The sequence below is a fragment of the Novosphingobium subterraneum genome (genome assembly GCF_000807925.1).
Taxonomy (GTDB): Bacteria; Pseudomonadota; Alphaproteobacteria; order Sphingomonadales; family Sphingomonadaceae; genus Novosphingobium; species Novosphingobium subterraneum.
Window position 1 is genome coordinate 14,799 of record NZ_JRVC01000008.1, and the last position, 22,975, is coordinate 37,773.

General features: G+C 63.7%; 18 protein-coding genes. 4 read left to right on the forward strand and 14 right to left on the reverse strand.

Annotated elements, in window-relative coordinates; translation table 11 throughout:
- Nucleotides 1-103: 103 nt before the first annotated feature.
- The 5 genes from NJ75_RS09445 to NJ75_RS09465 are packed head-to-tail and all read right to left on the reverse strand — an operon-like array spanning nt 104 to nt 6,220.
- Nucleotides 104-553: a MaoC family dehydratase gene (locus tag NJ75_RS09445; protein WP_039333806.1), complete on the reverse strand. Its 450-nt coding sequence runs from the start codon at nt 551-553 to the stop codon at nt 104-106.
- Nucleotides 553-2,424: an acetyl/propionyl/methylcrotonyl-CoA carboxylase subunit alpha gene (locus NJ75_RS09450; RefSeq protein ID WP_039334040.1), complete on the reverse strand. Its 1,872-nt coding sequence runs from the start codon at nt 2,422-2,424 to the stop codon at nt 553-555. Before NJ75_RS09450 ends, NJ75_RS09445 begins: the two co-directional genes overlap by 1 nt.
- 14 nt (nt 2,425-2,438) lie before the next feature.
- Nucleotides 2,439-4,040, reverse strand: coding sequence for a carboxyl transferase domain-containing protein (locus NJ75_RS09455; RefSeq protein ID WP_039333808.1), 1,602 nt, complete (start codon nt 4,038-4,040; stop codon nt 2,439-2,441).
- Nucleotides 4,037-5,023 (reverse strand): alpha/beta hydrolase, encoded by a 987-nt coding sequence (locus NJ75_RS09460; protein ID WP_039333810.1) that lies wholly within the window; start codon nt 5,021-5,023, stop codon nt 4,037-4,039. The genes NJ75_RS09455 and NJ75_RS09460 overlap by 4 nt, the downstream gene beginning before the upstream one ends.
- A gap of 33 nt (nt 5,024-5,056) precedes the next feature.
- Nucleotides 5,057-6,220: an isovaleryl-CoA dehydrogenase gene (locus tag NJ75_RS09465; RefSeq protein WP_039334041.1), complete on the reverse strand. Its 1,164-nt coding sequence runs from the start codon at nt 6,218-6,220 to the stop codon at nt 5,057-5,059.
- Between the two features lie 100 nt (nt 6,221-6,320).
- Between NJ75_RS09465 and NJ75_RS09470 the strand changes: the two genes are divergently transcribed.
- Nucleotides 6,321-7,178 (forward strand): LysR family transcriptional regulator, encoded by an 858-nt coding sequence (locus NJ75_RS09470; RefSeq protein ID WP_169745712.1) that lies wholly within the window; start codon nt 6,321-6,323, stop codon nt 7,176-7,178.
- Here the strand turns inward: NJ75_RS09470 and NJ75_RS09475 are convergent.
- Together NJ75_RS09475 and NJ75_RS09480 are read right to left on the reverse strand one after the other, a co-directional pair.
- Nucleotides 7,171-7,752: a murein L,D-transpeptidase catalytic domain family protein gene (locus NJ75_RS09475; protein WP_236727107.1), complete on the reverse strand. Its 582-nt coding sequence runs from the start codon at nt 7,750-7,752 to the stop codon at nt 7,171-7,173. The two genes, NJ75_RS09470 and NJ75_RS09475, sit on opposite strands and share 8 nt — an antisense overlap.
- Before the next feature lie 182 nt (nt 7,753-7,934).
- On the reverse strand, nt 7,935-9,125 hold the full coding sequence (locus NJ75_RS09480) for a cytochrome P450 (protein WP_039333813.1): 1,191 nt from the start codon (nt 9,123-9,125) through the stop codon (nt 7,935-7,937).
- Nucleotides 9,126-9,231: 106 nt separating this feature from the next.
- On the opposite strand from NJ75_RS09480, the gene NJ75_RS09485 reads away from it, so the two are divergent.
- Both NJ75_RS09485 and NJ75_RS09490 read left to right on the forward strand, forming a co-directional pair.
- Nucleotides 9,232-10,116: a helix-turn-helix domain-containing protein gene (locus NJ75_RS09485; RefSeq protein ID WP_169745713.1), complete on the forward strand. Its 885-nt coding sequence runs from the start codon at nt 9,232-9,234 to the stop codon at nt 10,114-10,116.
- Between the two features lie 125 nt (nt 10,117-10,241).
- The gene (locus NJ75_RS09490; protein ID WP_039333817.1) at nt 10,242-10,889 is read left to right on the forward strand and encodes an RBBP9/YdeN family alpha/beta hydrolase; all 648 of its coding nucleotides are present in this window, start codon (nt 10,242-10,244) and stop codon (nt 10,887-10,889) included.
- A gap of 3 nt (nt 10,890-10,892) precedes the next feature.
- On the opposite strand, the gene glgX is transcribed toward NJ75_RS09490, so the two are convergent.
- The 7 genes from glgX to NJ75_RS09525 all read right to left on the reverse strand — a co-directional run bounded on the left by glgX (nt 10,893) and on the right by NJ75_RS09525 (nt 22,455).
- Nucleotides 10,893-12,659: a glycogen debranching protein GlgX gene (gene glgX / locus NJ75_RS09495; RefSeq protein ID WP_039333819.1), complete on the reverse strand. Its 1,767-nt coding sequence runs from the start codon at nt 12,657-12,659 to the stop codon at nt 10,893-10,895.
- Nucleotides 12,656-14,284 (reverse strand): alpha-D-glucose phosphate-specific phosphoglucomutase, encoded by a 1,629-nt coding sequence (locus NJ75_RS09500; protein ID WP_039333821.1) that lies wholly within the window; start codon nt 14,282-14,284, stop codon nt 12,656-12,658. Before NJ75_RS09500 ends, glgX begins: the two co-directional genes overlap by 4 nt.
- Nucleotides 14,281-15,759 (reverse strand): glycogen synthase GlgA, encoded by a 1,479-nt coding sequence (gene glgA / locus NJ75_RS09505; protein ID WP_039333823.1) that lies wholly within the window; start codon nt 15,757-15,759, stop codon nt 14,281-14,283. Before glgA ends, NJ75_RS09500 begins: the two co-directional genes overlap by 4 nt.
- The gene (glgC, locus tag NJ75_RS09510; protein WP_082013340.1) at nt 15,756-17,015 is read right to left on the reverse strand and encodes a glucose-1-phosphate adenylyltransferase; all 1,260 of its coding nucleotides are present in this window, start codon (nt 17,013-17,015) and stop codon (nt 15,756-15,758) included. Before glgC ends, glgA begins: the two co-directional genes overlap by 4 nt.
- A gap of 16 nt (nt 17,016-17,031) precedes the next feature.
- Nucleotides 17,032-19,197, reverse strand: a complete 2,166-nt coding sequence (glgB, locus tag NJ75_RS09515) for a 1,4-alpha-glucan branching protein GlgB (RefSeq protein WP_039333825.1) — start codon at nt 19,195-19,197, stop codon at nt 17,032-17,034.
- Nucleotides 19,194-21,617, reverse strand: coding sequence for a glycogen/starch/alpha-glucan phosphorylase (locus NJ75_RS09520; RefSeq protein WP_039333828.1), 2,424 nt, complete (start codon nt 21,615-21,617; stop codon nt 19,194-19,196). Before NJ75_RS09520 ends, glgB begins: the two co-directional genes overlap by 4 nt.
- Nucleotides 21,618-21,915: 298 nt before the next feature.
- The gene (locus NJ75_RS09525) at nt 21,916-22,455 is read right to left on the reverse strand and encodes a cytochrome b (protein ID WP_039334047.1); all 540 of its coding nucleotides are present in this window, start codon (nt 22,453-22,455) and stop codon (nt 21,916-21,918) included.
- A gap of 202 nt (nt 22,456-22,657) precedes the next feature.
- On the opposite strand from NJ75_RS09525, the gene NJ75_RS09530 reads away from it, so the two are divergent.
- Nucleotides 22,658-22,861, forward strand: coding sequence for a hypothetical protein (locus tag NJ75_RS09530; RefSeq protein WP_039333830.1), 204 nt, complete (start codon nt 22,658-22,660; stop codon nt 22,859-22,861).
- Nucleotides 22,862-22,975 lie beyond the last annotated feature (114 nt).

Below are 22,975 nucleotides of genomic sequence, written 5' to 3' on the forward strand. Positions count from 1 at the left end.
GTTCATGATTTGGGGGCAGCCGGTTTACTGAAATGAAATATTCTTAATTAAATTGATATTTACCACGATTATTGGCTCCAAAATGACCAAATGGATCTGCAGATTACGGCCGTTTCTTGAGCAGCGCAGAGCGCAGGCAGCGGCAGACGACCTCGCCGCGCTGGTTCAAGAGTTCATGCCTGAACGTGGTGATGCCGGCCTCCGGTCGCGATTTACTTTCCCGCAAATCAACAACTTCACTGGTTGCGCGCATCGTGTCGCCGATGAACACCGGCGCCGGCATCACCAGTTTGTCGTATCCCAGATTGGCCACCAGCGTTCCCAGCGTGGTGTCACCGACCGACAGGCCAACCATTAGGGCGAAAGTGAAAGTACCGTTCACGAGAATCTGCCCGAACTCGCTTTCCTTGGCTGCTTCCACATCGATGTGGAGAGGCTGCGGGTTGTGGGTCATGGTTGAAAACAGCAGGTTATCCGTCTCGGTCACGGTCCTGCGAATCTCGTGCTCGATTCGGTCGCCGATTCGCCACTCGTCGAAGTACTTGCCCGCCATCAGCCTTCCGCCTTCTTGATCTGCGCCAGCGGCGCCTCGACCTGAACCTGCGCCCCGGCCACGGCGTTCAGCTCCTCCACCACGCCATCGAACGGCGCGGTCAGGGCATGCTCCATCTTCATCGCTTCGAGCACCATGAGCTTCTGGCCCTTGGTGACGGACTCACCGGGCGCGACGTCCACCGAAATGACCTTGCCGGGCATGGGGGCGATAATCGCGCCATCCGATGCGGCGCCCCCAGCGCCGCCTTCAGTTCTGGCAAACTGCACAAGGAAGCGCTCGCCACCTTCGTCGATGCTTGTGACGGGTTCCCCCGGCCAGTAGTCGACCGCCGGCTCCTCAGGCATTTCGACAATGAAGGCCCGTCCGAACTGGTCTGCCAGATGCACTTCGCGCCGTGCGGCGGCATTCATGCGGAAGCCTGATTGGCTGGTCCACGGACTGTCGCCCGGCGTGCCGACCAGCCGCATCGCCGCAAGCCCAAGCGCTTCGGAAGTCGGTTCCGGACGGGTGGTGAGGCTTTCGAGATTGCGTTCGATCAGTCCGGTATCGACCACCCCGGTTTCGAACGCAGTGTGCCCCAGCAAGCGCCACAGGAACCCGCTATTGGTGATCAGCGGGCCGACCACGCCCTCGTCCAGCGTCTCGCGCAGGCCCGCTATGGCCTCGGCACGCGTCTCGCGGTGCACGATCACCTTGGCGATCATGGGGTCGTAGAACGGCGAAATCTCCGCCCCGGCTTCAACACCGGTGTCAATGCGCGCCTGATACTGATTGAAGTGGAAGTCCTCCACGCGGCCGATACTGGGCAGAAAGCCCTTGGTGGCATCTTCGGCATAGAGCCGCGCTTCCATGGCCCAACCGTTTATCGAGAGTTCGTCCTGTCGCTTGGGCAGCGGCTCGCCGCTGGCAACACGCAGTTGCCATTCGACCAGATCGACGCCGGTGATTTCTTCGGTCACCGGATGCTCGACCTGCAGGCGCGTGTTCATTTCCATGAACCAGATGCGGTCGGCGCGCAGGCCTTCACTGCCATCGGCGATAAACTCGATGGTGCCCGCGCCCTCGTAGTCCACGGCCTTGGCCGCGCGGACGGCGGCAGCGCAGACCGCTTCGCGCGTGGTCTCGTCCATGCCCGGGGCAGGTGCTTCCTCGATCACCTTCTGGTGCCGCCGCTGCAGTGAACAATCGCGCTCGAACAGGTGGACGACATTGCCATGGGCATCGCCGAAGACCTGCACTTCGAGGTGCCGGGGCGAGAGGATGTACTTCTCGATCAGCACGCGATCATCGCCGAACGAGGACGCCGCCTCACGCCGACACGAGGCCAGCGCCTCGGCAAAGTCGGTAGAGCTTTCAACCCGCCGCATGCCCTTGCCGCCGCCACCGGCGACGGCCTTGATCAGCACCGGATAGCCGATGGCATCAGCCTCGGCCTGCAGGCGCTCAGGCGTCTGGTCCTCGCCGAGATACCCCGGCGTCACCGGCACGCCCGCCGCGATCATGCGCGCCTTGGCCGCATCCTTGAGGCCCATCGCCGTAATCGAGGCAGGCTTCGGCCCGACCCAGACCAGCCCCGCATCCAGCACCGCCTGCGCGAACTCGGCATTCTCCGAAAGGAAGCCATAGCCGGGATGGATCGCCTCGGCTCCGGTAGCCTTGGCCGCCGCGATGATCTTCTCAGCCAGAAGGTAGCTCTCGCGCGCAGGCGACGGGCCGATGTGCACGGCTTCGTCTGCCGAGCGAACATGCAGCGCCTTGGCATCCGCATCGGAATAGACCGCCACCGTGCGAATGCCCAAGCGGCGTGCAGTCCGGATAACCCGACAGGCGATTTCGCCGCGATTGGCGATGAGGAGGGATTTGATCATTGCATTCGCCTCCATCACATCCTGAACACGCCAAAGCGCGGAGCCTCCGCAATCGGCGCTTCCAGACAAGCCTCCAGCGCCAGCCCCACCACGTCGCGCGTCTGCACCGGGTCGATCACGCCATCGTCCCACAGCCGTGCCGTGGCGTAGTAGGGATTGCCCTCGTCCTCGTACTTCTGGCGGATCGGCGCCTTGAAGGCTTCGGCTTCCTCAGGCGTCCACTTGTCCGCATCGCGGTGCACCGTCGCCAGAACGCTTGCCGCCTGCTCGCCACCCATCACGCTGATGCGCGCATTGGGCCAGGTGAACAGGAAGCGCGGCTGATAGGCTCGGCCACACATGCCGTAGTTGCCTGCGCCGAAGCTGCCGCCGATCAGCACGGTGATCTTGGGCACCTGCGCTGTCGCCACCGCTGTTACCAGCTTGGCGCCGTGCTTGGCGATGCCCTCCGCCTCGTACTTGCCGCCGACCATGAAGCCAGAGATATTCTGCAGGAATAGCAGCGGGATCCGGCGTTGGCAGGCCAGTTCGATGAAGTGCGCCCCCTTCTGCGCGCTTTCCGAAAACAGCACGCCGTTGTTGGCAAGGATCGCCACCGGTGCCCCGTGGATATGGGCAAAGCCGCAGACCAACGTGGTGCCATAGAGCGCCTTGAACTCGTGAAACTCGCTACCGTCGACGATCCGTGCGATCACCTCATGCACGTCGTAAGGCGCACGCACGTCCTCGGGGATGATCGAGTACAGCTCTTCCGGATCGTACTTCGGCGGCACCGGATCACGCCGCGCAACGCCCGCATCTCTTGCGGGGCCAATGTGCGATACGATGTCGCGCACGATTGTCAGCGCATGCTCGTCATTGTCGGCAAGATGATCGACCACACCAGACTTGCGTGCGTGGAGGTCTCCGCCACCCAGCGCTTCGGCGGTGATTTCCTCGCCTGTCGCCGCCTTCACCAGCGGAGGCCCGGCAAGAAAGATCGTCCCCTGTTCGCGCACGATCACCGTTTCGTCGGACATGGCCGGCACATAGGCGCCGCCGGCGGTGCAGGACCCCATCACGCTGGCAATCTGCGGGATGCCCCGCGCGCTCATGTTCGCCTGATTGTAGAAGAACCGGCCGAAGTGGTCGCGATCAGGGAAGACCTCGGCCTGGTTGGGCAGGTTCGCGCCGCCACTGTCGACGAGGTAGATGCAGGGCAGCCGGTTCTCCTGTGCAATCTCCTGCGCGCGCAGGTGCTTCTTCACCGTCATCGGGAAGTAGGTGCCGCCCTTGACCGTCGCGTCGTTCGCAAAGACCATGCAATTGCGGCCCGATACACGGCCAATGCCCGCGATGATGCCTGCGCCGGGCACCTCGTCTCCGTACATCCCGTTGGCGGCAAGCTGGCCGATTTCGAGGAACGGCGAGCCCGGATCGAGCAGGCGCTCAACGCGGTCGCGCGGGAGCAGTTTCCCGCGCGATACGTGGCGTTCTCGGCTGCGCTCGTCACCACCCAGCGCGGCCTTTGCCACCCGCTCACGCAGCTCCCGAGCCAAGGCCCGGTTGTGCGCCGCGCGGGCTCTGGCTTGGTCAGAGTTCAGATCGACGTTGCTGGAGAGGACCGGTGCGCTCAACGCGTGCTGCCTTTCAGGTGCTTGGAGAAGAAGGGCAGCACATGCGTGCGGAAACGCTCCTTCACCCGGTTGCCGTGGTCGCCCACATAGATTTCCCAGTCGTGCGCAATGCCGAACCGGGTCAGGGTTTCGTGGATCAGTTCATCGTCAGCGCGCACGAAGTCGGTATCGCCGGTATCGATGGCGATGCCGCTCATGCGGCGCAGCGAGGGGAGGTACTGTGAAGCCATCGCTACGGGCGAATTTGCGGCCCATTTGGCGATGACCAGATCGTTCACCTTGCCATCGCTGGTGCCCAAATCGGCATAGAACGGAGGCTTGGCGGGATTGGGTGACCAGGCCGTGGCCACCGCGAAGTTGCCCCGGCTCATCCAGTCCGCCGTCAGTGCCTGATCGACCGACCAGCCTTCGTACTTCGGATCGGCTGAAGATGCCGGGCGCGGAATCTGGCAGCACGGGTTCATCGCGTAAAGCGCGCCGAACACGTCTGCGCGCTTCATGCCGAGCTTCAGCGTGCCGTAGCCGCCCATGGAATGCCCGGAAAGGCCGCGCGCCTCGCGCGAAGGGATCGTGCGAAAGTGCTTGTCGGTCCACGCCACCAGGTCTTCGGCGATGAAGTCCTCGAAGTTTCCGACCGTGGGAGAGTTCGAATACATCGAACCGCCCCACTTGGTCATGCTGTCGGGCACGACAATGATTGCTTCCGTGCCAGAGGCCTTCAGCGCGGCATCGAAGTCATTGCGCTCGACGTACTGGTCTGCGGTCGAATTATACCCATGCAGGAAATAGACGACCGGATAGCGCCGGCCCTTGGACTTGTCATAGCTGTCCGGCAGGAACACGTAGACCGTGCGATCGGCCGAATTGCCCTCTAGATTGCCTTCGACTGCGGCGCTGTGAACGGTCGCCTTCTCCATCCGGGCCATCGCCGGGTTGGCGATCCCGAGCAGGGCAGCACAGGCAAGGAAAGCTTTCAGGCGCATGGTTCTCTCCGCAAGATTGTTATCGTCTGCAGATCAGCGCGCTCCAATAACCTCACGACCGATCAGCATCCTGCGGATTTCATTGGTTCCGGCACCAATGTCCAGCAACTTGGCGTCGCGCAGGTAACGTTCCACCGGCCAGTCCTTGGTATAGCCCGCGCCGCCCAGCGCCTGTACCGCTTCGCCCGAAACGCGGAAGGCATTCTCGCTGGCGAGCAGGATCGCGCCCGCAGCGTCAAAGCGCGTGGTCTGCCCGGCGTCGCAAGCCTTGGCCACGGCATAGACATAAGCGCGAGCCGACTGGATGGCGACGTACATGTCGGCGACCTTCGCCTGCATCAGCTGGAAGGTGCCGATCGGTTGGCCGAACTGCTTGCGCTCGCGCACATAGGGGATGACCGTGTCGAGACAGGCCTGCATGATGCCGATCTGCATTCCGGCCAGCACCACGCGCTCGTAATCGAGCCCGCTCATGAGCACGCCGACACCACCGTGGAGCGGACCCATCACGTTCTCTTCCGGCACAAAGCAGTCGTCGAACACCAGCTCGCAGGTGGGCGAGCCGCGCAGGCCCATCTTGTCGATCTTCTGCCCGATCGAGAATCCGGCCATGTCCTTCTCAATAAGGAATGCGGTTATGCCGCGACTGCCAGCTTCGGGCGAGGTCTTGGCATAGACCACCAGCGTATCGGCATAAGTGCCGTTGGTGATCCAGAACTTGGTGCCGTTGAGGCGGAAGCCGCCTGCAACCGGTTCGGCACGCAGCTTCATCGAAACGACGTCCGACCCGGCGCCCGCTTCCGACATCGCGAGGCTGCCGACATGTTCACCGGAGATCAGCTTGGGCAGGTACTTCGCCTTCTGCTCGTCATTGCCCCAGCGGCGGATCTGGTTGACGCACAGGTTCGAGTGCGCGCCATAGGACAGGCCGACCGAGCCCGATGCGCGGCTGACTTCCTCGACCGCGATGACGTGATCCAGATAGCCGAGGCCCAGTCCGCCGAACTCTTCCTCGACCGTGATGCCGTGCAGGCCCAGCGCACCCATCGGCTCCCACAGCTCGCGCGGGAAGCGGTCGTTGCGGTCGATCTCGGCGGCGAGAGGCGCAATCTGCTCGTCGGCAAAGCGACCCGCAGCCTCGCGGATCATCAGGGCGCTTTCGGTCAGGCCGAAGTCGAAATCGGGCGTGGCGCGCATCTTGGGCATCCTCTGCAAACTTGTCGGGGCGAAGGATACCATCGTAGAACCATCGCTCAAAATTGATTTACATCGGGGTTTGCGATAGGTTTTTCCTATGATGAAGCGCGCCCATCTCCGGCAGTTCCTGGCCGTGGTCGAGACCGGGAATTTTACCCGTGCGGCCGAGCGGCTGGCAATCTCGCAGCCGACATTGTCCGCCGCCATTGCCGAGCTTGAGCGCATTGCCGGAACGCGGCTGTTCCTGCGCGAGCGGCGGCAGGTCCGCCTGACCGAAGCAGGCGCGCGGCTGGTCAATCACGCGCGTGCCATCGAGCGGGAATTTCGCGCAGCCGAAGCCGCCTTTGCCGAGGCGCCCGTGCCGCTCAGCCCCTTGCGGCTCGGCGTCCTCCCCTCGATCGCCACGCTTGCGCTTTCCAGTCTTGCCCGCCGCCATGCCGGACCGCAGCCGCTGACCATGGCCGAAGGCACTGATGCGGAACTGCGCCGCAAGCTGGGCGAGGGACAGGTCGACGCCATTCTGACGCTGATGCGGCCGGAAGACGCGGACAGGCCTTCGCTGCCGCTGCTGGAGGAAGGCTATCGCCTGCTCCTGCCCGAAGGACATGCCCTTGCCGGAGCGAGTTTGCTCGACGCCAGCGACGTTGCCGCGGAAACCATGATCGCCCGCCGCTCCTGCGAAATCCTCGGCGAGACCAGCCGCTGGTTCACCCAGCGCGGCGTGCGCCCGCCCTTCTTCCTGCGCTCGTCCAACGACGATCGCTGCATCGAGATGGTGAGGGTCGGAATGGGCGTGACGACCGCGCCGCAATCACTCGCGCGCGACGGCGTCGTCGCGGTGCCGCTGGCCGATTACGATTTCCGGCGCACCATCGTGCTGATCGCTGCGCGCGAGCGTCCGGACCTGGTCGAAGAAGGCAGTGCGCTGGCCGAAGCCGCGCGCGCCGCGTTTACTTGACGGCGTAGAGCAGGCGGCCTTCGCCCAGCCGCTCGAGCACGCCGTTGATGTCGCTGTTCGAAAACGCGAAGCAGCCCTGGCTCCGTCCGATGCGGCCTTGCGTTGCGGCCATGTCCTCGCTGACATAGCTCGCCGCGTGGATCACGATACCGCGCTCGAGCGCGGCGCTGTTGGCGTCCTCAAGCCCGATCAGGCGGCGCGAACGGCCATGCTTGCCGTAATAGGTCACGCCGGTGAGGAAAGCGCCGGGGCTCGAGGCGTTGGAGCCATAGGCGTTCGAAAACCGCTGTACCCAGCCGCTATTCGCCGGATCCGATCCGCTGCCGTGCGAGACGAGGTGCGAGGAGACGAGCTCGCCGCCTGCGACATCGACCAGATGGAAGCGAGCCTCGCGCGAGGCCTTGCCGAAATCGACCAGACCGACGAGATCACGATGGCGGATATGCGCGCCATGCGCATCGAGCGCGGCAATCGCGCGTTGCACCAGCAACGGCGGCGTCGGCCGGGCGAACGGCGAGACTTCCGGCTCTTTCACAGGTGTTACTGCCATCGCCGGCTGGCCCGAAACCGCCATGCTACCCAGCGTTGCAACCATGGCGCCCAAAAATTGGCGCCGATCAGGAACCATTATGCGACACCCCGGTTATCGTCCATTGGGCCTCAAAATGTATGCGGTACATCACATCTGCAAGAGGGGCGGCCCGGCCTTGCGACGAGTCGTGCATGACCCGCCACCTGCCGAGCCGCCGGGTTAGCTTAGCCCGCCTTCTTCAGCCGCAGCGCTTTCGGACTGCGGAAGTTCGAGGATGAAACCCAGTCGAGCTTCTCATCCACCCGGGTGAAGTCCGGCACGACCTTGAGCAGTTCCTCGTAGGCAATCTGCGTCGCCAGCCGCCCGATCATCGAACCTAGGCAGGCATGGACGCCGCCGCCGAACCCGAGGTGCCGCTTCGCCTTGCGGGTAATGTCGTAGACGTCCGGATTGTCGAACATCCGCTCGTCGCGATTGGCCGAGCCATAGGCGAGGATCACCGCATCGCCCGCCTTCATGACCTGCCCGTGCAATTCCACGTCCCGTGTCAGCGTCCGCTTGAAGCGCTGCGCCGATGTGTTGAACCGCAGCGATTCCTCGATCGCGTCCGGGATCAGCGAAGGGTCGGCGACCAGCGCGCGCCGCGCCTCCGGGTAATCGGCGAGGTTCAACCCGAACATCGCCATGAAGCCCGAAAGGCTCTCGATCCCGGCCATGATCAGCGTGGTGACCGTCAGCTGCACTTCCTTGTCGAGCAGCTTCTCGCCGTCGATCTCGGCGGTGATGAAGTTCGAAAGCAAGTCATCGCCCGGGTTGGCCTTGCGCGCCGCCACCAGCTTTTCCGCATAGTCCGCCATCCAGTGGAACGCGGCGAGGTGTTCCGGTCCCTTCTTGCGCGTCACTGGATCGGTCTGCACCATCAGCACGGCGTTGTGCCGCACGAGGTCCGCGTTCTCCTCGGGCAGTGCGAACAGGTAGAACAGCAGGTCCACCGTCAGCTTCGAGGTATAGTCTCCGACAAGGTCGAACACCGGCTTGTCGGCAATCGCGGCCAGATGCGCGCGGGCTGCTGCCCTCGCAGGCTCGACAATGTGCTCCAGCGCGCGCTTGGTCACTGCCGACTGGATCAGCGCCCGCAGGCGGTCGTGGCGCGGCGGATCGCTGGAGCCCAGCGTCGATCCGGCGCGGCCCGGAAACTCGTCCACCAGGTTGCCCTGCGCGGAGGAATAGGTCCGCCAGTCCTGCAGCGCGTTGAGCACGTCGGAATAGCGCGAGAGCACCCACTTCCCGGCCTCTTCGGACCAGAAGCAGGGGTATTCATCGCGCAACGTCTTGTAGGCCGGGAACGGATCGGCATCGGTTGCCGGGGAATATGGGTCAAAGCGAAACGCGGGCCGCTCGATGACGGTAGCCATGACAGGTCTCCTCTCCCGATTGATGCTGCACGCAAAGCGCAATTGGCGCGACGCACCGCGCGCGCAAAAACTTGCACTTTTCGCGCAGCCTGCGACATTGCGGCAGATGCGGAAAGAAGGCTTCAGTCGCTATACGCTCTACGGTGAGGAGGGGATTTCCCTGCCGCCGGAGTTCGTCCATCTCGAACGCATCCGCGATCGTGCCACCTTGCACGATTGGACAATCGATCCCCACGCGCATCCCCACATGCTGCAATTGCTGGTGGTGGAGAACGGCGGCAGCGAATTGCATGGGGAGCGTTCTGTCCAGAGCTTCGCAGCTCCGGTTCTGGTGATCGTCCCGCCCGCCTGCGTGCACGCCTTCCGCTTTGATGCAGGTGCCGAAGGCTGGGTGTTGTCCGTCGCTGCCGACCTCGCCAACGATCCGCGTCTCAGGGGCTTGCTCGGCAGCATGGAAGCGCTTGGCGGCAGTGCCTTGGCTATATCACTCGCCGCCCACCCGCTGATACTCCAGCGCCTTGCATGGTTGCTGGGGGATCTTGGCCAGCGCCTGGGGCAGGAGGATCAGGTCGGCCCGACACTGCTGGCCCAGGTCGCGCTTATCCTTGCCACGGCCATCGAAGCGGGCACAGGCAACCTCGATGCGCCGGCCGATGGGCGCGAACCCCTTGTCGCCCGCTTCAGGGCACTGGTCGAGCGGCACTATCGCGAGCATCTGCCTGTTGCCGACTACGCCGCCCGATTGGGCACGGCCACGTCAACCTTGACCCGCGCCACGCGAGCGCTGATCGGAAAGCCGCCTGCCGAGATCGTGCATGATCGCCTGGTCCTCGAAGCTCGCCGCAATCTTGCCTTCTCGGGGGCCAGTGCGGCGCAGATCGCCTATGCCTTGGGCTTTGCCGACCCGGCCTATTTCGCCCGCTTCTTCAAGGCGCGGACCGGGCAGACCACCACAGCCTTCCGCCGCGCACGAAGCTCCAAAGGCGCGTAATCAGTCTGACGCAAACGGCCTGCAATCCGGCGCACACCTCTTGTCTATCAAAATAGTTGAGTTATCTCTGCTGAATGTCGGGACGTAATCCGAGTCGACCGGCCTTCCTTTTCTGGAGACAGCACATGACTCACCAACGCTCGTTCGCGGGGCAGGACCCGCTTGTCCTTACCGTTCCCGGCCTCGGCAACAGCGGCCCCGGCCACTGGCAATCGCAGTGGGAGCAGGACCTGCCCGATTGCGAGCGCATTGATCTCGGCCTGTGGGACGATCCGCATCGCAATACCTGGGTCAACAAGATCAACCTCGCCGTGCACAAGGCCGATCGTCCGGTCGTGCTAGTCGCTCACAGCCTGGGCTGCCTGGCGGTCGCCTGGTGGGCCGAGTTCGAAAAACCTGCAGACGGAAGGGTTCTGGGCGCATTGCTCGTTGCCCCGCCCGATGTCGAAGTGCGCCCGATCGACCGTCGGCTTACCCGTTTTGCGCCGTTCCCGCATGGAGAGCTGCCGTTCCCGTCGATCCTCGTCGCCAGCAGGAACGATCCTTACATGGGCATCGGGCAGGCCCGCCAGCTTGCCCAGGCGTGGGGCAGCCGCTTCGCCGACGCGGGTGAGGTCGGGCACATCAATGCTGAATCCCGCCTCGGTGAATGGACGTTTGGTCGGCTGCTGCTGAACCAGCTCCTGCCCAGGCCGGTCACGCTGGAAAGCGGTGAGCGCGTGCCGCTCGGCTCCTTTCACCCCGACCGCGCATTGCGCCGTCTGGGGGCATGATGATCAGGCCGGACCGGCGTTCGGTCCGGTCCGGTCTATAAGAAGGCAATAGTCCGGGCCTTCCCACGAGAATCCGCGGGTCTGCGGCCATTCCCAGTCTCCCGGATGCATGGGCGCCCCATCCAGCCGACGCCATTGGCCGTTTTCTGAGAAGCGCACAAATGCGCTCGATCGTTCGTTGCGCCACGCGGCCAATCCGAAGACAAAGCTCTCGAGGTGGCGGTCACGGCCTTCCCAGTCGATCCAGGTGATCGCATTGTCCTGCGCATAGGCGTTGTTGTTGCCGAGCTGGCTGCGGCCGAACTCGTCCCCGGCGGTCAGCATGATCGTTCCGGTCGAAACGAACAGCGTGCCGAGCATGGCGCGGGCAAAGGCAGAGCGCCGGGCGAGGACTTCCGGATCTTCGGTCACGCCCTCGGCGCCGTTGTTCCAGCTGAAGTTCTCGCCGTGTCCGTCGCGATTGTCCTCGCCGTTGGCGTCGTTGTGGCGGTGCTCGTAGGCCAAGGTGTCGGCCAGCGTGAAGCCGTCGTGCGCGGCCAGGAAGTTGACCGAGCGGCAGTCTTTCCCGAACAGATCGGAGGAACCGGCAACGCGCGTGGCCAGCACGTCAACGCCAGCCTCGCCTTTCCAGAACCGGCGCACGTCATCGCGATACCTGTCGTTCCATTCGAGCCAGCCCGGGGGGAAACTCCCCAGTTGGTACCCGCCGGGGCCAACGTCCCAAGGCTCGGCGATCATGACGCGGTCGGCCAGGAGTGGATCGGCGGCAATCTCGGCAAAGATCGGAGCATCGGCGGCAAAGCCCGGGCTTCTTGCGAGGATCGGGGCGAGATCGAAGCGGAAGCCGTCAACGCCGCAGTGGCGGACGAAGTGCCGCAGGCTATCGAGCGCCAGTTGGCGCACCGCGGGATTGCCGAAGTCAAGGGTGTTGCCGCATCCAGTGTCGTTGATCAGTCTGCCGTCAGACGCTTTGGCATAGGCTCCGTCGTCCAGCCCGCGCAGCGACAGGACCGGCCCGAGCACGTCGGACTCGCCGCTGTGATTGAGTACGATGTCGAGGATCACGCCGATCCCTTCGGCGCGCAGTGCGGCAACGGTTTTGCGCAGTTCGGCAACGCCGCCGGGGCACAGCCGCGGGTCCAGCGCCATCATCGCCACCGGGTTATAGCCCCATGCATTGCTGAGGCCGAGCGGCGGGAGATGCCGCTCGTCGATCCAGGCGACCACCGGCATGAGCTCCACGGCGGAAACGTGCAGGCGCTTGAGGTGCGCGATCACCGCCGGATGCGCGAGCGCGGCGACAGTGCCTCGCAATGCCTCGGGCACATCTGGGTGCAGCTTGGTAAAGCCGCGCACGTTGAGCTCGTAAATCAGGCCTCCGTGCCGGAATAGCGGCGGTGCAGGGGTAGCCGGTTCGTAGAGGCCAATCACCGCCTTCGGCACAATCGCCGCCGTATCCACGCCATAGACTGATAAGCTGGCGTCGTAGGTGAAGGGGCGGTCGAGTTCGATGGCGTAAGGATCGACCAGGAGCTTGGCGGGATCGAACCACTGGCCGGCCGCCGGATTCCACGCTCCCGAAGCGCGGTAGCCATAACCCATGCCGCACAACGCGCCGGGCAGTTCGGCCGTCCAGTTCTCGCCCACGCGCGTCATGGCCACGCGCTGTTCAGGCTCGCCGTCAAACAGGCAGAGCGTCAGGGCTTCGGCATGCGGCGAGCGGACGGTAAAGCGGGTCTTGCCGTCCGTGATCTCGACGCCGGGCGTCACGTCACCACGTCGGGCGCAGTCCGTCCGGTGTGCCGCGCAATCCCGGCGATGGCATCGGCTGCCGCGATCAGGTCGGCCAGCATGTCGGGCGTTTCGCGATCGAGGTCGCCGCCAACCGGTTCATAGCGTTCGAGGTAGACGCGCAAGGTCGCCCCTTCGGTACCGGTGCCGGAGAGGCGGAAGACCACGCGCGAGCCGCCCGCGAACATCACGCGCACGCCCTGGTTGCTGCTGGTAGAGCCGTCGACCGGATCGAGGTAGGAGAAGTTGTCGGCCTGGGCGACTGCGAGCGATCCGAAAGTCTGGCCCGGAAGGCTTTCGAGTGCAGCTTTCAGTTCCGCCATCAGCGCGTCGGCCTTGTTGGTCGGCAGCGCTTCGTAATCGTGGCGGGCGTAATAGTTGCGGCCGAACTTCGCCCAGTGCTCGCGCGCAAGCTGGTCGACGCTGATCTTGCGGACGGCAAGGATGTTGAGCCAGAGCAGCACGGCCCACAGGCCATCCTTCTCGCGCACGTGATCGCTGCCGGTCCCGGCGCTTTCTTCGCCGCAGATCGTGGCCATGCCGGCATCCAGGAGGTTGCCGAAAAACTTCCAGCCGGTCGGCGTCTCGAAACAAGGCAGACCAAGCGCTTCGGCAACGCGATCAGCCGCGGCGCTGGTGGGCATCGACCGGGCAATCCCCTTGAGGCCGCTCGCATAGCCCGGTGCGAGATGTGCGTTCGCCGCAAGCATGGCGAGGCTGTCCGAAGGCGTGACGAAGCGGTGACGCCCGACGATCAGGTTACGGTCGCCATCCCCGTCCGATGCTGCGCCGAAATCGGGCGCGTCAGCACCGAACATCGTCTCGAACAGTTCGTGGGCATGGACCATGTTCGGGTCGGGGTGATGCCCGCCGAAGTCCTCCAGCGGAACGCCATTGCGCACCGTGCCCTTGGGAAATCCCAGACGGCCTTCTAGGATTTCAGTGGCATAGGGGCCGGTTACGGCGCTCATCGCATCGAACGCCATGGTGAAACCGGCGCTGACATTGGCGCGGATGGCGGCGAAGTCGAATAGCTCTTCCATCAGCTCGGCATAGTCGGCAACGGAATCGATCACCTCGACAGTGAGGTTGCTAACCTGCGTCGTGCCCAGCGTGTCGAGATCGACATCGGGGGCATCGACGGTCAGCCAGCGGTCGATGGTCCGGGTGCGGGCATAGATCGCCTCGGTCACGCCTTCGGGGGCAGGGCCGCCGTTGGCAATGTTGTACTTGATGCCGAAGTCTTCGTCGGGCCCGCCAGGGTTGTGGCTTGCCGAAAGGATCAGGCCACCGCTGGCGCCGTACTTGCGGATCACGTTCGATGCGGCGGGGGTGGAGAGGATGCCGCCTTGGCCGACCAGCACCTTGCCATAGCCATTGGCCGCGGCGATGCGGATCGCTTGCTGGATCACGGTGCGATTGTGGAAGCGACCGTCACCGCCGAGGACCAATGTGCTGCCCGGCTCCCGCTCGACCACATCGAACACTGCCTGGATGAAGTTTTCAGCGTAGCCCGGCTGCTGAAAAACCTTCACTTTCTTGCGCAGGCCGGAAGTGCCGGGCTTCTGGTCGGAGTAGGGCGTCGACGGTACGGTACGGGTCATTGGTCCTCCGCGATGAGGGCGGCATAGAGGTCCGCATAGGCCTTGCCGGAGCGGTTCCAGGAGAAGTCGGTCTTCATTCCGGCGCGCTGCATGGCACGCCAGGTATCGCGTTGCCAGTAGAGTGTGACAGTGCGGCTGATGGCATCGGCAAGGCTCGCATAATTCACGCCATCGAACTGCACCCCCGTCGCCACGCCGCCCATCACGGCCGCCAGATTGGCGTCGATCACGGTGTCCGCAAGCCCCCCAGTCCGCGCCACCACCGGCACGCACCCATATGCAAGGCCATAAAGCTGCGTCAGGCCGCAGGGCTCGAAGCGCGAAGGCACGAGGATCGCATCGCCACCACCCTGCATGCGGTGCGAAAGGCCCTCGTCATAGCCGATCCGCACACCGACCTTGCCGGGGTGGCGCATGGCCGCGGCGTGGAAGGCGTTCTCCATCGCCTTGTCGCCGGAACCGAGGAGGGCGAGGCGCCCGCCGATGCCGACGAGGTGGTCGATGCACTCGAGAAGGACGTCGATGCCCTTCTGCCAGGTGAGGCGGGTGACGGCGATGAAGAGAGGGCCGTCGCTCGCTTCAAGTCCGAATTCTGCCTCAAGTGCGCGCTTGTTGGCTACCCGTTTGCCCAGGGAGAGTTGCCCGTTTGCCTTCGAGAGTTGCCCATATGCCTGCGGGAGTTGGACATCGGTTGCCGGATTCCATTGCACGGTGTCGATGCCGTTGACGATGCCCGTCACCCGATCGGCTCGACTGACGATAAGTCCTTCCAATCCCATGCCAAATTCGGCGGTGCGGATCTCGCGCGCATAAGTCGGGCTCACCGTGGTGATCATGCTCGCCGCCTCGAGTCCTGCCTTCAGGAAGCCGACGCCGCCGTGATATTCGACCCCGTCCATTGCCCAGGCATGGGGCGGCAAACCGAGCGCCGGGAAAACGTCCGCGCCGTAGTGGCCCTGGAACGCCATGTTGTGAATGGTCATTACCGAGGGCACGCGCTTGCCACCGTCGGGCGGCGAAAAACGCAGGTATGCCAATGCCATGGCCGCCTGCCAGTCATGCGCGTGGACCAAGTCAAACGCGCGTCCCTTGACCATGCCCCCACCAACATCCGCCGCCGCCCGACCGAATGCGGCAAAGCGACGCCAGTTGTCGGCCCAGTCGCGGCCTGAAGAGTCGACGTACGGGTTGCCATCGCGCTGAAAAAAGGCTGGTGCATCAAGGACTAACAACGGGTGGCCGTCGATCTTGCCGCCGACCAGCCGCGCCTTTTCGCCCAGCAGGTTGTCCCAGGTATGCAGCGCTCGAGGGCGGGAAAGCGCCTTCATCACTGCCGGATAGCCCGGAAGAAACGTCGTCATTTCAACGCCATGCGGCGCAACCGCAGCAGGCAGCGCTCCTGCCACGTCGGCAAGGCCGCCGGTCTTGACCAGCGGCACCGCCTCGGAGGCAACGGACAGGACCCTGATCGTCATGCCAGCCGGTCGATCATCCGCTTGGTGATGAGGCAAACCCCGCTTTCGGAGCGGCGGAAGCGGCGGGCATCGAGTTCCGGATCCTCACCCACGACGAGGCCTTCGGGAATGCGCACGCCGGAATCGAGGATCACGCGGCTGAGCCGGGCGCCACGACCGATGTTGCAATAGGGCAGGATCACCGCTTCCTCGCAGGAAGAGAACGAGCCCATTTTTACCCCTGTAAACAACAGGCTGCGCCGGGCGATGGCGCCGGAGACGATACAATCCTGTGAGATCAGCGAGGAGATCGCCATGCCGCGACGGCCATCTTCGTCGTGCACGAACTTGGCCGGCGCGGCGATGATCTGGTCGGTCCAGATCGGCCAGTCGCGGTCGTACATGTTGAGCTTGGGCACCGTGTCGGTAAGATCGAGATTGGCCTCGAAATAGGCGTCGATCGTGCCGACATCGCGCCAGTATTCCTCGATTTCTTCGGCCGCACGGATGCAGGAATTGGTGAAGCGATGTGCCACCGCCTTGCCGTTCTTCACGATCTTGGGGATGATGTCATTGCCGAAATCGCGGCTTGAGTTCGGGTCGTCAGCGTCTTCCTGCAGCATCTGGAACAAGAACTTCGTCTCGAAGACATAAATGCCCATCGAAGCCAGCGCCATTTCCTCGTTGCCGGGAATGCCGGGAGGATCGGCAGGCTTTTCAATGAAGTCGGTGATCGTGTCGTGCTTGTCCACGGCCATCACGCCGAAACCGGTGGCTTCCATGCGCGGCACCACGAGACAGCCGATGGTGACGTCTGCGCCGCTGTCTACGTGCTGGCGGAGCATCAGCTCGTAGTCCATCTTGTAGATGTGGTCGCCAGCGAGGATGACCATGTACTTGGGCGCATAGGAGGCGATGATGTCGATGTTCTGGAACACGGCATCGGCAGTGCCTTCGTACCAGTGATCTTCCGAGACGCGCTGCGAGGCGGGCAGGATGTCGAAGCTCTCGTTGCGTTCGGGACGCATGAAGTTCCACGCGCGCTGCATGTGGCGGATCAGCGAGTGCGCCTTGTACTGCGTGGCGACGCCGATGCGGCGGATGCCCGAGTTGATCGCGTTGGAGAGGGCAAAGTCGATGATGCGTGATTTGCCGCCGAAGTAGACCGCAGGCTTGGCGCGGTTGTCGGTCAGTTCCTTCAATCGGCTGCCCCTGCCGCCAGCCAGGACATAGGCCATCGCATCGCGGGCCAGTGGCTGAGAGTAAGTTTCGCGCATCCCCTGTTCTCCGTTCTTATCCCTGGAATTCGAGTATCAGCGTGGCCAGTGGTGGCAGCACCACGAAGGCGGCACCGCCTTCGGCCGTGACCTGCCCGAGATTGCCGATCCCGCTGCCGCCGTAGTCCTGCGCATCGCTGTTGAGCACTTCACGCCATTCGCCGTCGTGCGGCAGCGGCAGGCGGTAGTGGTCGTGCACCTGCGGCGTCATGTTGCAGATCACCGCGATGGGCCTGGCATCGGGAGCCTTGCGCAGCCAGGCGAAAACCGAGGCCTGTGCATCGTCGACGACCAGCCATTCGAAGCCATCCGGCTCGCAATCGCAGGCATGGAGGGCGGGGCGGGTTGTATAGACGCGATTGAGATCGCGGACCCAGCGGCGGACGCCTTCGTGGGCCGGGGCATTCAGCAGGTCCCAGTCGAGCGAGCGGGCCTCGCTCCATTCCCTTCGCTGCGCGAATTCCTGCCCCATGAACAGCAGCTTCTTGCCGGGATAGCCCCACATCAAGCCGTAATAGGCGCGCAGGTTGGCGAATTTCTGCCAGTCATCGCCGCTCATCTTGTTCAGGAGCGAGCCCTTGCCGTGGACGACTTCGTCATGGCTGAGCGGGAGGACGAAGTTTTCGCTGAAGGCGTAGGTCAGCCCGAAGGTGATCTCGTTGTGGTGGTACTGCCGGTGGATCGGGTCACGCGACATGTACTGCAGCGTGTCGTGCATGAAGCCCATGTTCCACTTGAAGCCGAAGCCAAGGTGCTCACGCGGGGCCTCGTCGAACGCTGGCTTGCTGACGCCGGGCCAGGAGGTGGATTCCTCGGCGATCGTCAGGAAGCCGGCGTGGCTGGCATAGACCGCGCGATTCATCGCCTTTAGGAATTCGACCGCTTCCCAGTTCTCACGCCCGCCTTCGGCATTGGGGATCCATTCGCCCGCCTTGCGCGAGTAATCGCGGTAGAGCATCGAGGCGACGGCATCCACGCGCAAGCCGTCGACGTGGTAACGCTCGGCCCAGAAGAGCGCATTGTTGACGAGGAAGCTGACGACTTCGCGACGGCCGAAGTTGTAGATCAGCGTGTTCCAGTCAGGATGAAAACCGAGGCGAGGGTCTTCATGTTCGTAGAGTGCGGTGCCATCGAAGCGGACGAGGCCGTGTTCATCGGTGGGGAAGTGGGCGGGTACCCAGTCAATCAGCACCGAAACGCCGGCGCGGTGCGCACCGTCCACGAAGCGCGCGAAGCCCTCTGGTGGGCCGAAGCGGGCCGAAGGGGCATACAGGCCGGTGGTCTGGTAACCCCATGACGGATCGTAGGGGTGTTCCGAGACGGGAAGGAATTCGATGTGGGTGAAACCCATCTCCGCGACGTAGGGGATCAGTCGGTCGGCCAGTTCGTCCCAGGTGTAGAAGCCCTCGTCATGCGGCTTCTGCCAGGAACCCGGATGGACCTCGTAGATGGACATCGGCTGGCGACGAGCATCGACGCTGGCCCAGTGGGCGCGGTGATCGGCGTCGCCCCAATCCATCTTGACCGGGTGCGCTGTGATCGAGGCCGTGCTGGGGCGGAATTCTGCGGCCTGGGCGAAGGGGTCCGCTTTCAGGGGCAGCACTGTGCCGTCGGCGCCGATCACGTGGTATTTGTAGGCGCGGTGTTCGCCGATGTCGGGGATGAAGATTTCCCACACGCCGATGTCGGCACGACGCCGCATCGGGTGGCGACGCTGGTCCCAATCATTGAAGTCACCGACAACGCTGACGACCTGCGCATTCGGCGCCCAGACCGCGAAGTGGACACCGCTGGCGCCCTCATGGTCGATCAGGTGGGCGCCCAACTTGTCGAACAGGCGGTGATGGGTGCCCTCGGCAATAAGGAAATCGTCGAGCGGGCCTAGGACAGGGCCGAAGGAGTAAGGATCGGTTACCAGCCATTCGTGCGTGCCTGCCGTGCAGGCGTACCGAACCGGCTGTCGCGGGCCCTTGACCTTCCCTTCGAACAGGCCGCGCCCGTCGACCCGCGTCAGTTTGCCGAGCCTCTTGCCGGAGAGTGACCATGCCACCGCCTCTTCGGCACCGGGCAAGACAGCGCGGGCGAATGCGCCCTCTGGTCCTTCGTGGATGCCGAGAAGCGAGAAAGGATCGGCGTGCGTCCCGTCAAGCAGGGCATCGATGGCGCTCGCCGGTGGCTTCATGCTGGCTCTCGGACCCCCCAGATATCGCGGGCGTACTCGCCGATCGTGCGATCGGACGAGAACCAACCTACGTTGGCAATGTTGCGGATTGCCGAAGCGCGCCACGATGCCTGCTGTTCCCAGCGGCTGTCGATGTTGCGTTGGGCGGAATGGTAGGCGTCGAAGTCGGCCGCGACCATGAACCAGTCGTGGTCATAGATCCCGCCCATGAGCCCGGCGTAGCGCTGCGGATCGTCAGGCGAGAATACCCCGGTGGCGATGGCGGCGATGGCCTGCTGCAACTCGCGCGAGGCTTCGATGACTTCACGCGGGTTGTAGCCGTTGGCGCGCTTGTCCTCGACCTCTTGCGCGGTCAGGCCGAAAATCTCGATGTTGGGATCGCCGACGCGATCCTTGATCTCGATGTTCGCTCCATCGAGCGTGCCGATGGTCAGAGCGCCGTTCAGTGCAAACTTCATGTTGCCGGTGCCCGAGGCCTCCATGCCGGCGGTGGAGATCTGTTCGGACAGATCGGCCGCCGGAATGATCCTCTCGGCGAGGCTGACATTGTAGTTCGGGACGAACACGACCTTGAGCAATCCGCCGACGGAAGGATCGGAATTGACGCGGCGGGCGATGTCGTTCGCCAGTTTGATTATCAGCTTGGCATTGTGGTAACTCGAAGCTGCCTTGCCGCCGAAGATCTTCACGCGCGGCACCCAGTCGCGTTCCGGGTGGCTGCGGATCTGGTCGTAGAGAGCAACCGTCTCGATCAGGTTGAGCAGCTGGCGCTTGTACTCATGGATGCGCTTGATCTGGACGTCGAACAGGGCATCAGGATCGAGGCGGACGCCCATCAGGTCCTTGATGTGCTTCGCGAGCGCGATCTTGTTGGTGCGCTTGACCTCGGCAATGCGTTCGCCGAGCGCGGCATCTTCAGCCAGGGCGTTGAGATCGGCAAGCTTTTCGGCATCGTCGAGGAAAGCCGGCCCGATCGCGTCCTTGAGGACCGACGTCAGGCCCGGGTTGCATTGCTGCAACCAGCGGCGCGGGGTGACGCCGTTGGTCTTGTTGTTGATGCGGGTGGGGTAGAGCTTGTGCAGATCAGAGAAGACGGTGGTCTTCATCAGATCGGTATGCAGCGCCGCCACCCCGTTGACGCTGTGCGCGCCGGTGAAGGCGAGGTTGGCCATGCGCACCCGCCTTTCGCCGCCCTCGTCGATCAGGCTGATCGCGGCGATTGCGGCATCGTCCATCCCGGCCTTGCGAGCTTCACGCAGGACGCGGCTGTTGATGGCGTAGACGATCTGCATGTGACGCGGCAGCAGGCGCTCGAACAGCGGCAGCGGCCAGGATTCCAATGCTTCGGGAAGGAGCGTGTGGTTGGTGTAGGCGACAGTCGCCTTGGTGACTTCCCACGCCTCGCTGAACTCGAGCCCGTGCACGTCGACCATCAGGCGCATGAGTTCGGCGACGGCAACCGCAGGGTGCGTGTCGTTCAGCTGGATCGCGGCCTTCTCGGGCAGGGTGCGGATGTCGCCATGATATTGGACATGGCGGCGGACGATGTCCTGGATCGAGGCGGAGGTGAAGAAGTACTCCTGCCGCAGACGCAGTTCCTGGCCGGCGGGCGTGGAGTCAGCGGGGTAGAGCACGCGCACGAGGCTGTCGGCACGGACCTGTTCGGCAAGCGCACCAAAATGGTCGCCGGCGTTGAAGGCATCGAGCCGCAGGGGATCGAAGGCGTGGGCGGTCCACAGACGAAGGGTATTCACGCGCTTGCCGCGCCAGCCGACGACCGGGGTGTCGACCGCGCTGGCTTCGACCTTCTCGGCCGGGCGCCATTCGACCGCATCGCCATTGGCGACGACTTCGCCGCCGAAGCCGATGATGTAGGCGCTTTCGCGACGATCGAACTCCCACGGGTTGCCGTGGCTGAGCCAGGTTTCGGGCAGTTCGACCTGCCAGCCATCGTCGATCCGCTGGCGGAACATGCCGTTCACGTAGCGGATGCCGTAGCCATAGGCGGGGATGTCGAGGCTGGCGAGGCTCTCCATGAAGCAGGCGGCGAGGCGGCCAAGACCGCCATTGCCGAGCGCCGCGTCGGGCTCAAGGTTCTCCAGCGCAGAGAGGTCGAATCCGTGGTCGCGCAGGGCCTTTTCCATTTCGCGCGTGAGGCCCATGTTGGAAAGGGCATCGCGAAGCAGGCGTCCGATCAGGAATTCCAGGCTCAGGTAGTAAACCCGCTTGCCGCCCTGCTCATAGGTCTTGCGGGTGGAATCCATCCACTGGTCGATGATTGCATCGCGAAGGGTCAGGACAGTCGCGGTGTACCAGTCATGCGGCTTGGCGGCGCGTTCATCCTTGCCGACGCGGTGGCGCAGCACGTCGATGATCTTTGCGTCGATCTCGCTTGCGCCTGATTGTTTCATGATGCTCATCGCACAAGTCCCACCCTGCTTGACGCCAGATGCGCGCTGCTGAGGACAGCGAGCGGCAAGCGTCTGTTGTACCGACCTGTCATGACAGCGTGCCGCGCTCCACCTTGCCGCGGAGGATGAATGTCGCAGCGCCTTGCATCACACTCTCGAGCAGGACGGTAGGCGAGGCTTGGGCGCAAGGGCAAGCGTGGAGTGCGAGCCAAGTCAGTCATGGCAGAAATCCGTCGCCCCCCATGCACGTTTCGATGGGGCTAGTACGTGTTCTGCCTCGGTTTGTCGGTCAGAATACGTCTGCGCTTCAGAGCATGCGGCGCAAGACATTGTCCTTGATGACAAAATGATGATGCAGCGCTGCGGCAATATGCAGAATCACAAGGCCTGCCATCAGGAAGCCGAGAACTTCGTGCCCTTCATGCGCGGCTTCGGCGAGGGCAGACCCCTTGGCGACCGGAAGCTTCGGCCAGTCAAACAGGCCGTAGATCGAAAGGGGATACTTGCCCGCCGAGGAAAAGATCCAGCCCGTAAACGGCACGACGATCATCAGGACGTAAAGCGCACCATGCGTCAGGCGCGCCACGCTTTGCTGGAGCTTCCCCATGGTTGCCGGCCAAGCCGGCATGGTCCAGGTGAAGCGCCAGGCAAGCCGGGCGAGCGAGAGAAACAGGATCAGGATGCCGGTGGCCTTGTGTGCGGGGAAGGGCTGCCAGATATCTTCGATGGCCTCGCCGAAGATACCGGTCAGGATATTGAACAGAACCAATGCCGCAATGACGGCGTGAAACAGGCGCGCAACTGCATTGTACCGGACGAAATCGTGCGTGCCAGATAACGTGGCCATGACCATTCCCCTCGACTTGATCTGGAGCCACGATAGTGCGCAGTCTTTCGCTCGTCACGTATCCGATTGTCGCAGGGTACCTTCGGTGGCCGGCTTGCCAAAATATGACAGATGTCAAGTAATGGGATGCGGCAAATGACGTATGCCTGTTCGCCCCTGCAAAAAATATGGTGTCGGCAGAAACCATAGTCCGTGAGGGAACATGTCAACGCCGCGTCTCACCCAAGTCGAGCCCGCTGTCGTCCACAAGATGGCGTCCGTCCTCAAGAGCCAGAAGCCAGAGGTTATCCAGAACCATTTCGGTATCGGGCTCAACACATGGGTAAAGCTGCGCGAGGGGAAGGCAATCCGCCACTCCGTCGCGGTGCGCCTGCTGCAACGGTTGCAGCGAGACCAACTGATCTGAAGGGACAATCTGCCCTGCCGGGCACAGCTTGACAGGGCTTGAGTTCAAGCTGGTTGCAGTGCACAATCGCCGCGTGCCTCATACAACGACACAGGCACGCGGGGTCATTGAAAT

Excerpts from the sequence above, each read along its gene's own strand:
- NJ75_RS09445 (WP_039333806.1), bottom strand. The coding sequence starts at position 553 with ATGGCGGGCAAGTACTTCGACGAGTGGCGAATCGGCGACCGAATCGAG.
- NJ75_RS09450 (WP_039334040.1), bottom strand. The coding sequence starts at position 2,424 with ATGATCAAATCCCTCCTCATCGCCAATCGCGGCGAAATCGCCTGTCGG.
- NJ75_RS09460 (WP_039333810.1), bottom strand. The coding sequence starts at position 5,023 with ATGCGCCTGAAAGCTTTCCTTGCCTGTGCTGCCCTGCTCGGGATCGCC.
- NJ75_RS09465 (WP_039334041.1), bottom strand. The coding sequence starts at position 6,220 with ATGCGCGCCACGCCCGATTTCGACTTCGGCCTGACCGAAAGCGCCCTG.
- NJ75_RS09470 (WP_169745712.1), top strand. The coding sequence starts at position 6,321 with ATGAAGCGCGCCCATCTCCGGCAGTTCCTGGCCGTGGTCGAGACCGGG.
- NJ75_RS09475 (WP_236727107.1), bottom strand. The coding sequence starts at position 7,752 with ATGGCGGTTTCGGGCCAGCCGGCGATGGCAGTAACACCTGTGAAAGAG.
- NJ75_RS09480 (WP_039333813.1), bottom strand. The coding sequence starts at position 9,125 with ATGGCTACCGTCATCGAGCGGCCCGCGTTTCGCTTTGACCCATATTCC.
- NJ75_RS09485 (WP_169745713.1), top strand. The coding sequence starts at position 9,232 with ATGCGGAAAGAAGGCTTCAGTCGCTATACGCTCTACGGTGAGGAGGGG.
- NJ75_RS09490 (WP_039333817.1), top strand. The coding sequence starts at position 10,242 with ATGACTCACCAACGCTCGTTCGCGGGGCAGGACCCGCTTGTCCTTACC.
- NJ75_RS09500 (WP_039333821.1), bottom strand. The coding sequence starts at position 14,284 with ATGACCCGTACCGTACCGTCGACGCCCTACTCCGACCAGAAGCCCGGC.
- glgA (WP_039333823.1), bottom strand. The coding sequence starts at position 15,759 with ATGACGATCAGGGTCCTGTCCGTTGCCTCCGAGGCGGTGCCGCTGGTC.
- glgC (WP_082013340.1), bottom strand. The coding sequence starts at position 17,015 with ATGCGCGAAACTTACTCTCAGCCACTGGCCCGCGATGCGATGGCCTAT.
- glgB (WP_039333825.1), bottom strand. The coding sequence starts at position 19,197 with ATGAAGCCACCGGCGAGCGCCATCGATGCCCTGCTTGACGGGACGCAC.
- NJ75_RS09520 (WP_039333828.1), bottom strand. The coding sequence starts at position 21,617 with ATGAGCATCATGAAACAATCAGGCGCAAGCGAGATCGACGCAAAGATC.
- NJ75_RS09525 (WP_039334047.1), bottom strand. The coding sequence starts at position 22,455 with ATGGCCACGTTATCTGGCACGCACGATTTCGTCCGGTACAATGCAGTT.
- NJ75_RS09530 (WP_039333830.1), top strand. The coding sequence starts at position 22,658 with ATGTCAACGCCGCGTCTCACCCAAGTCGAGCCCGCTGTCGTCCACAAG.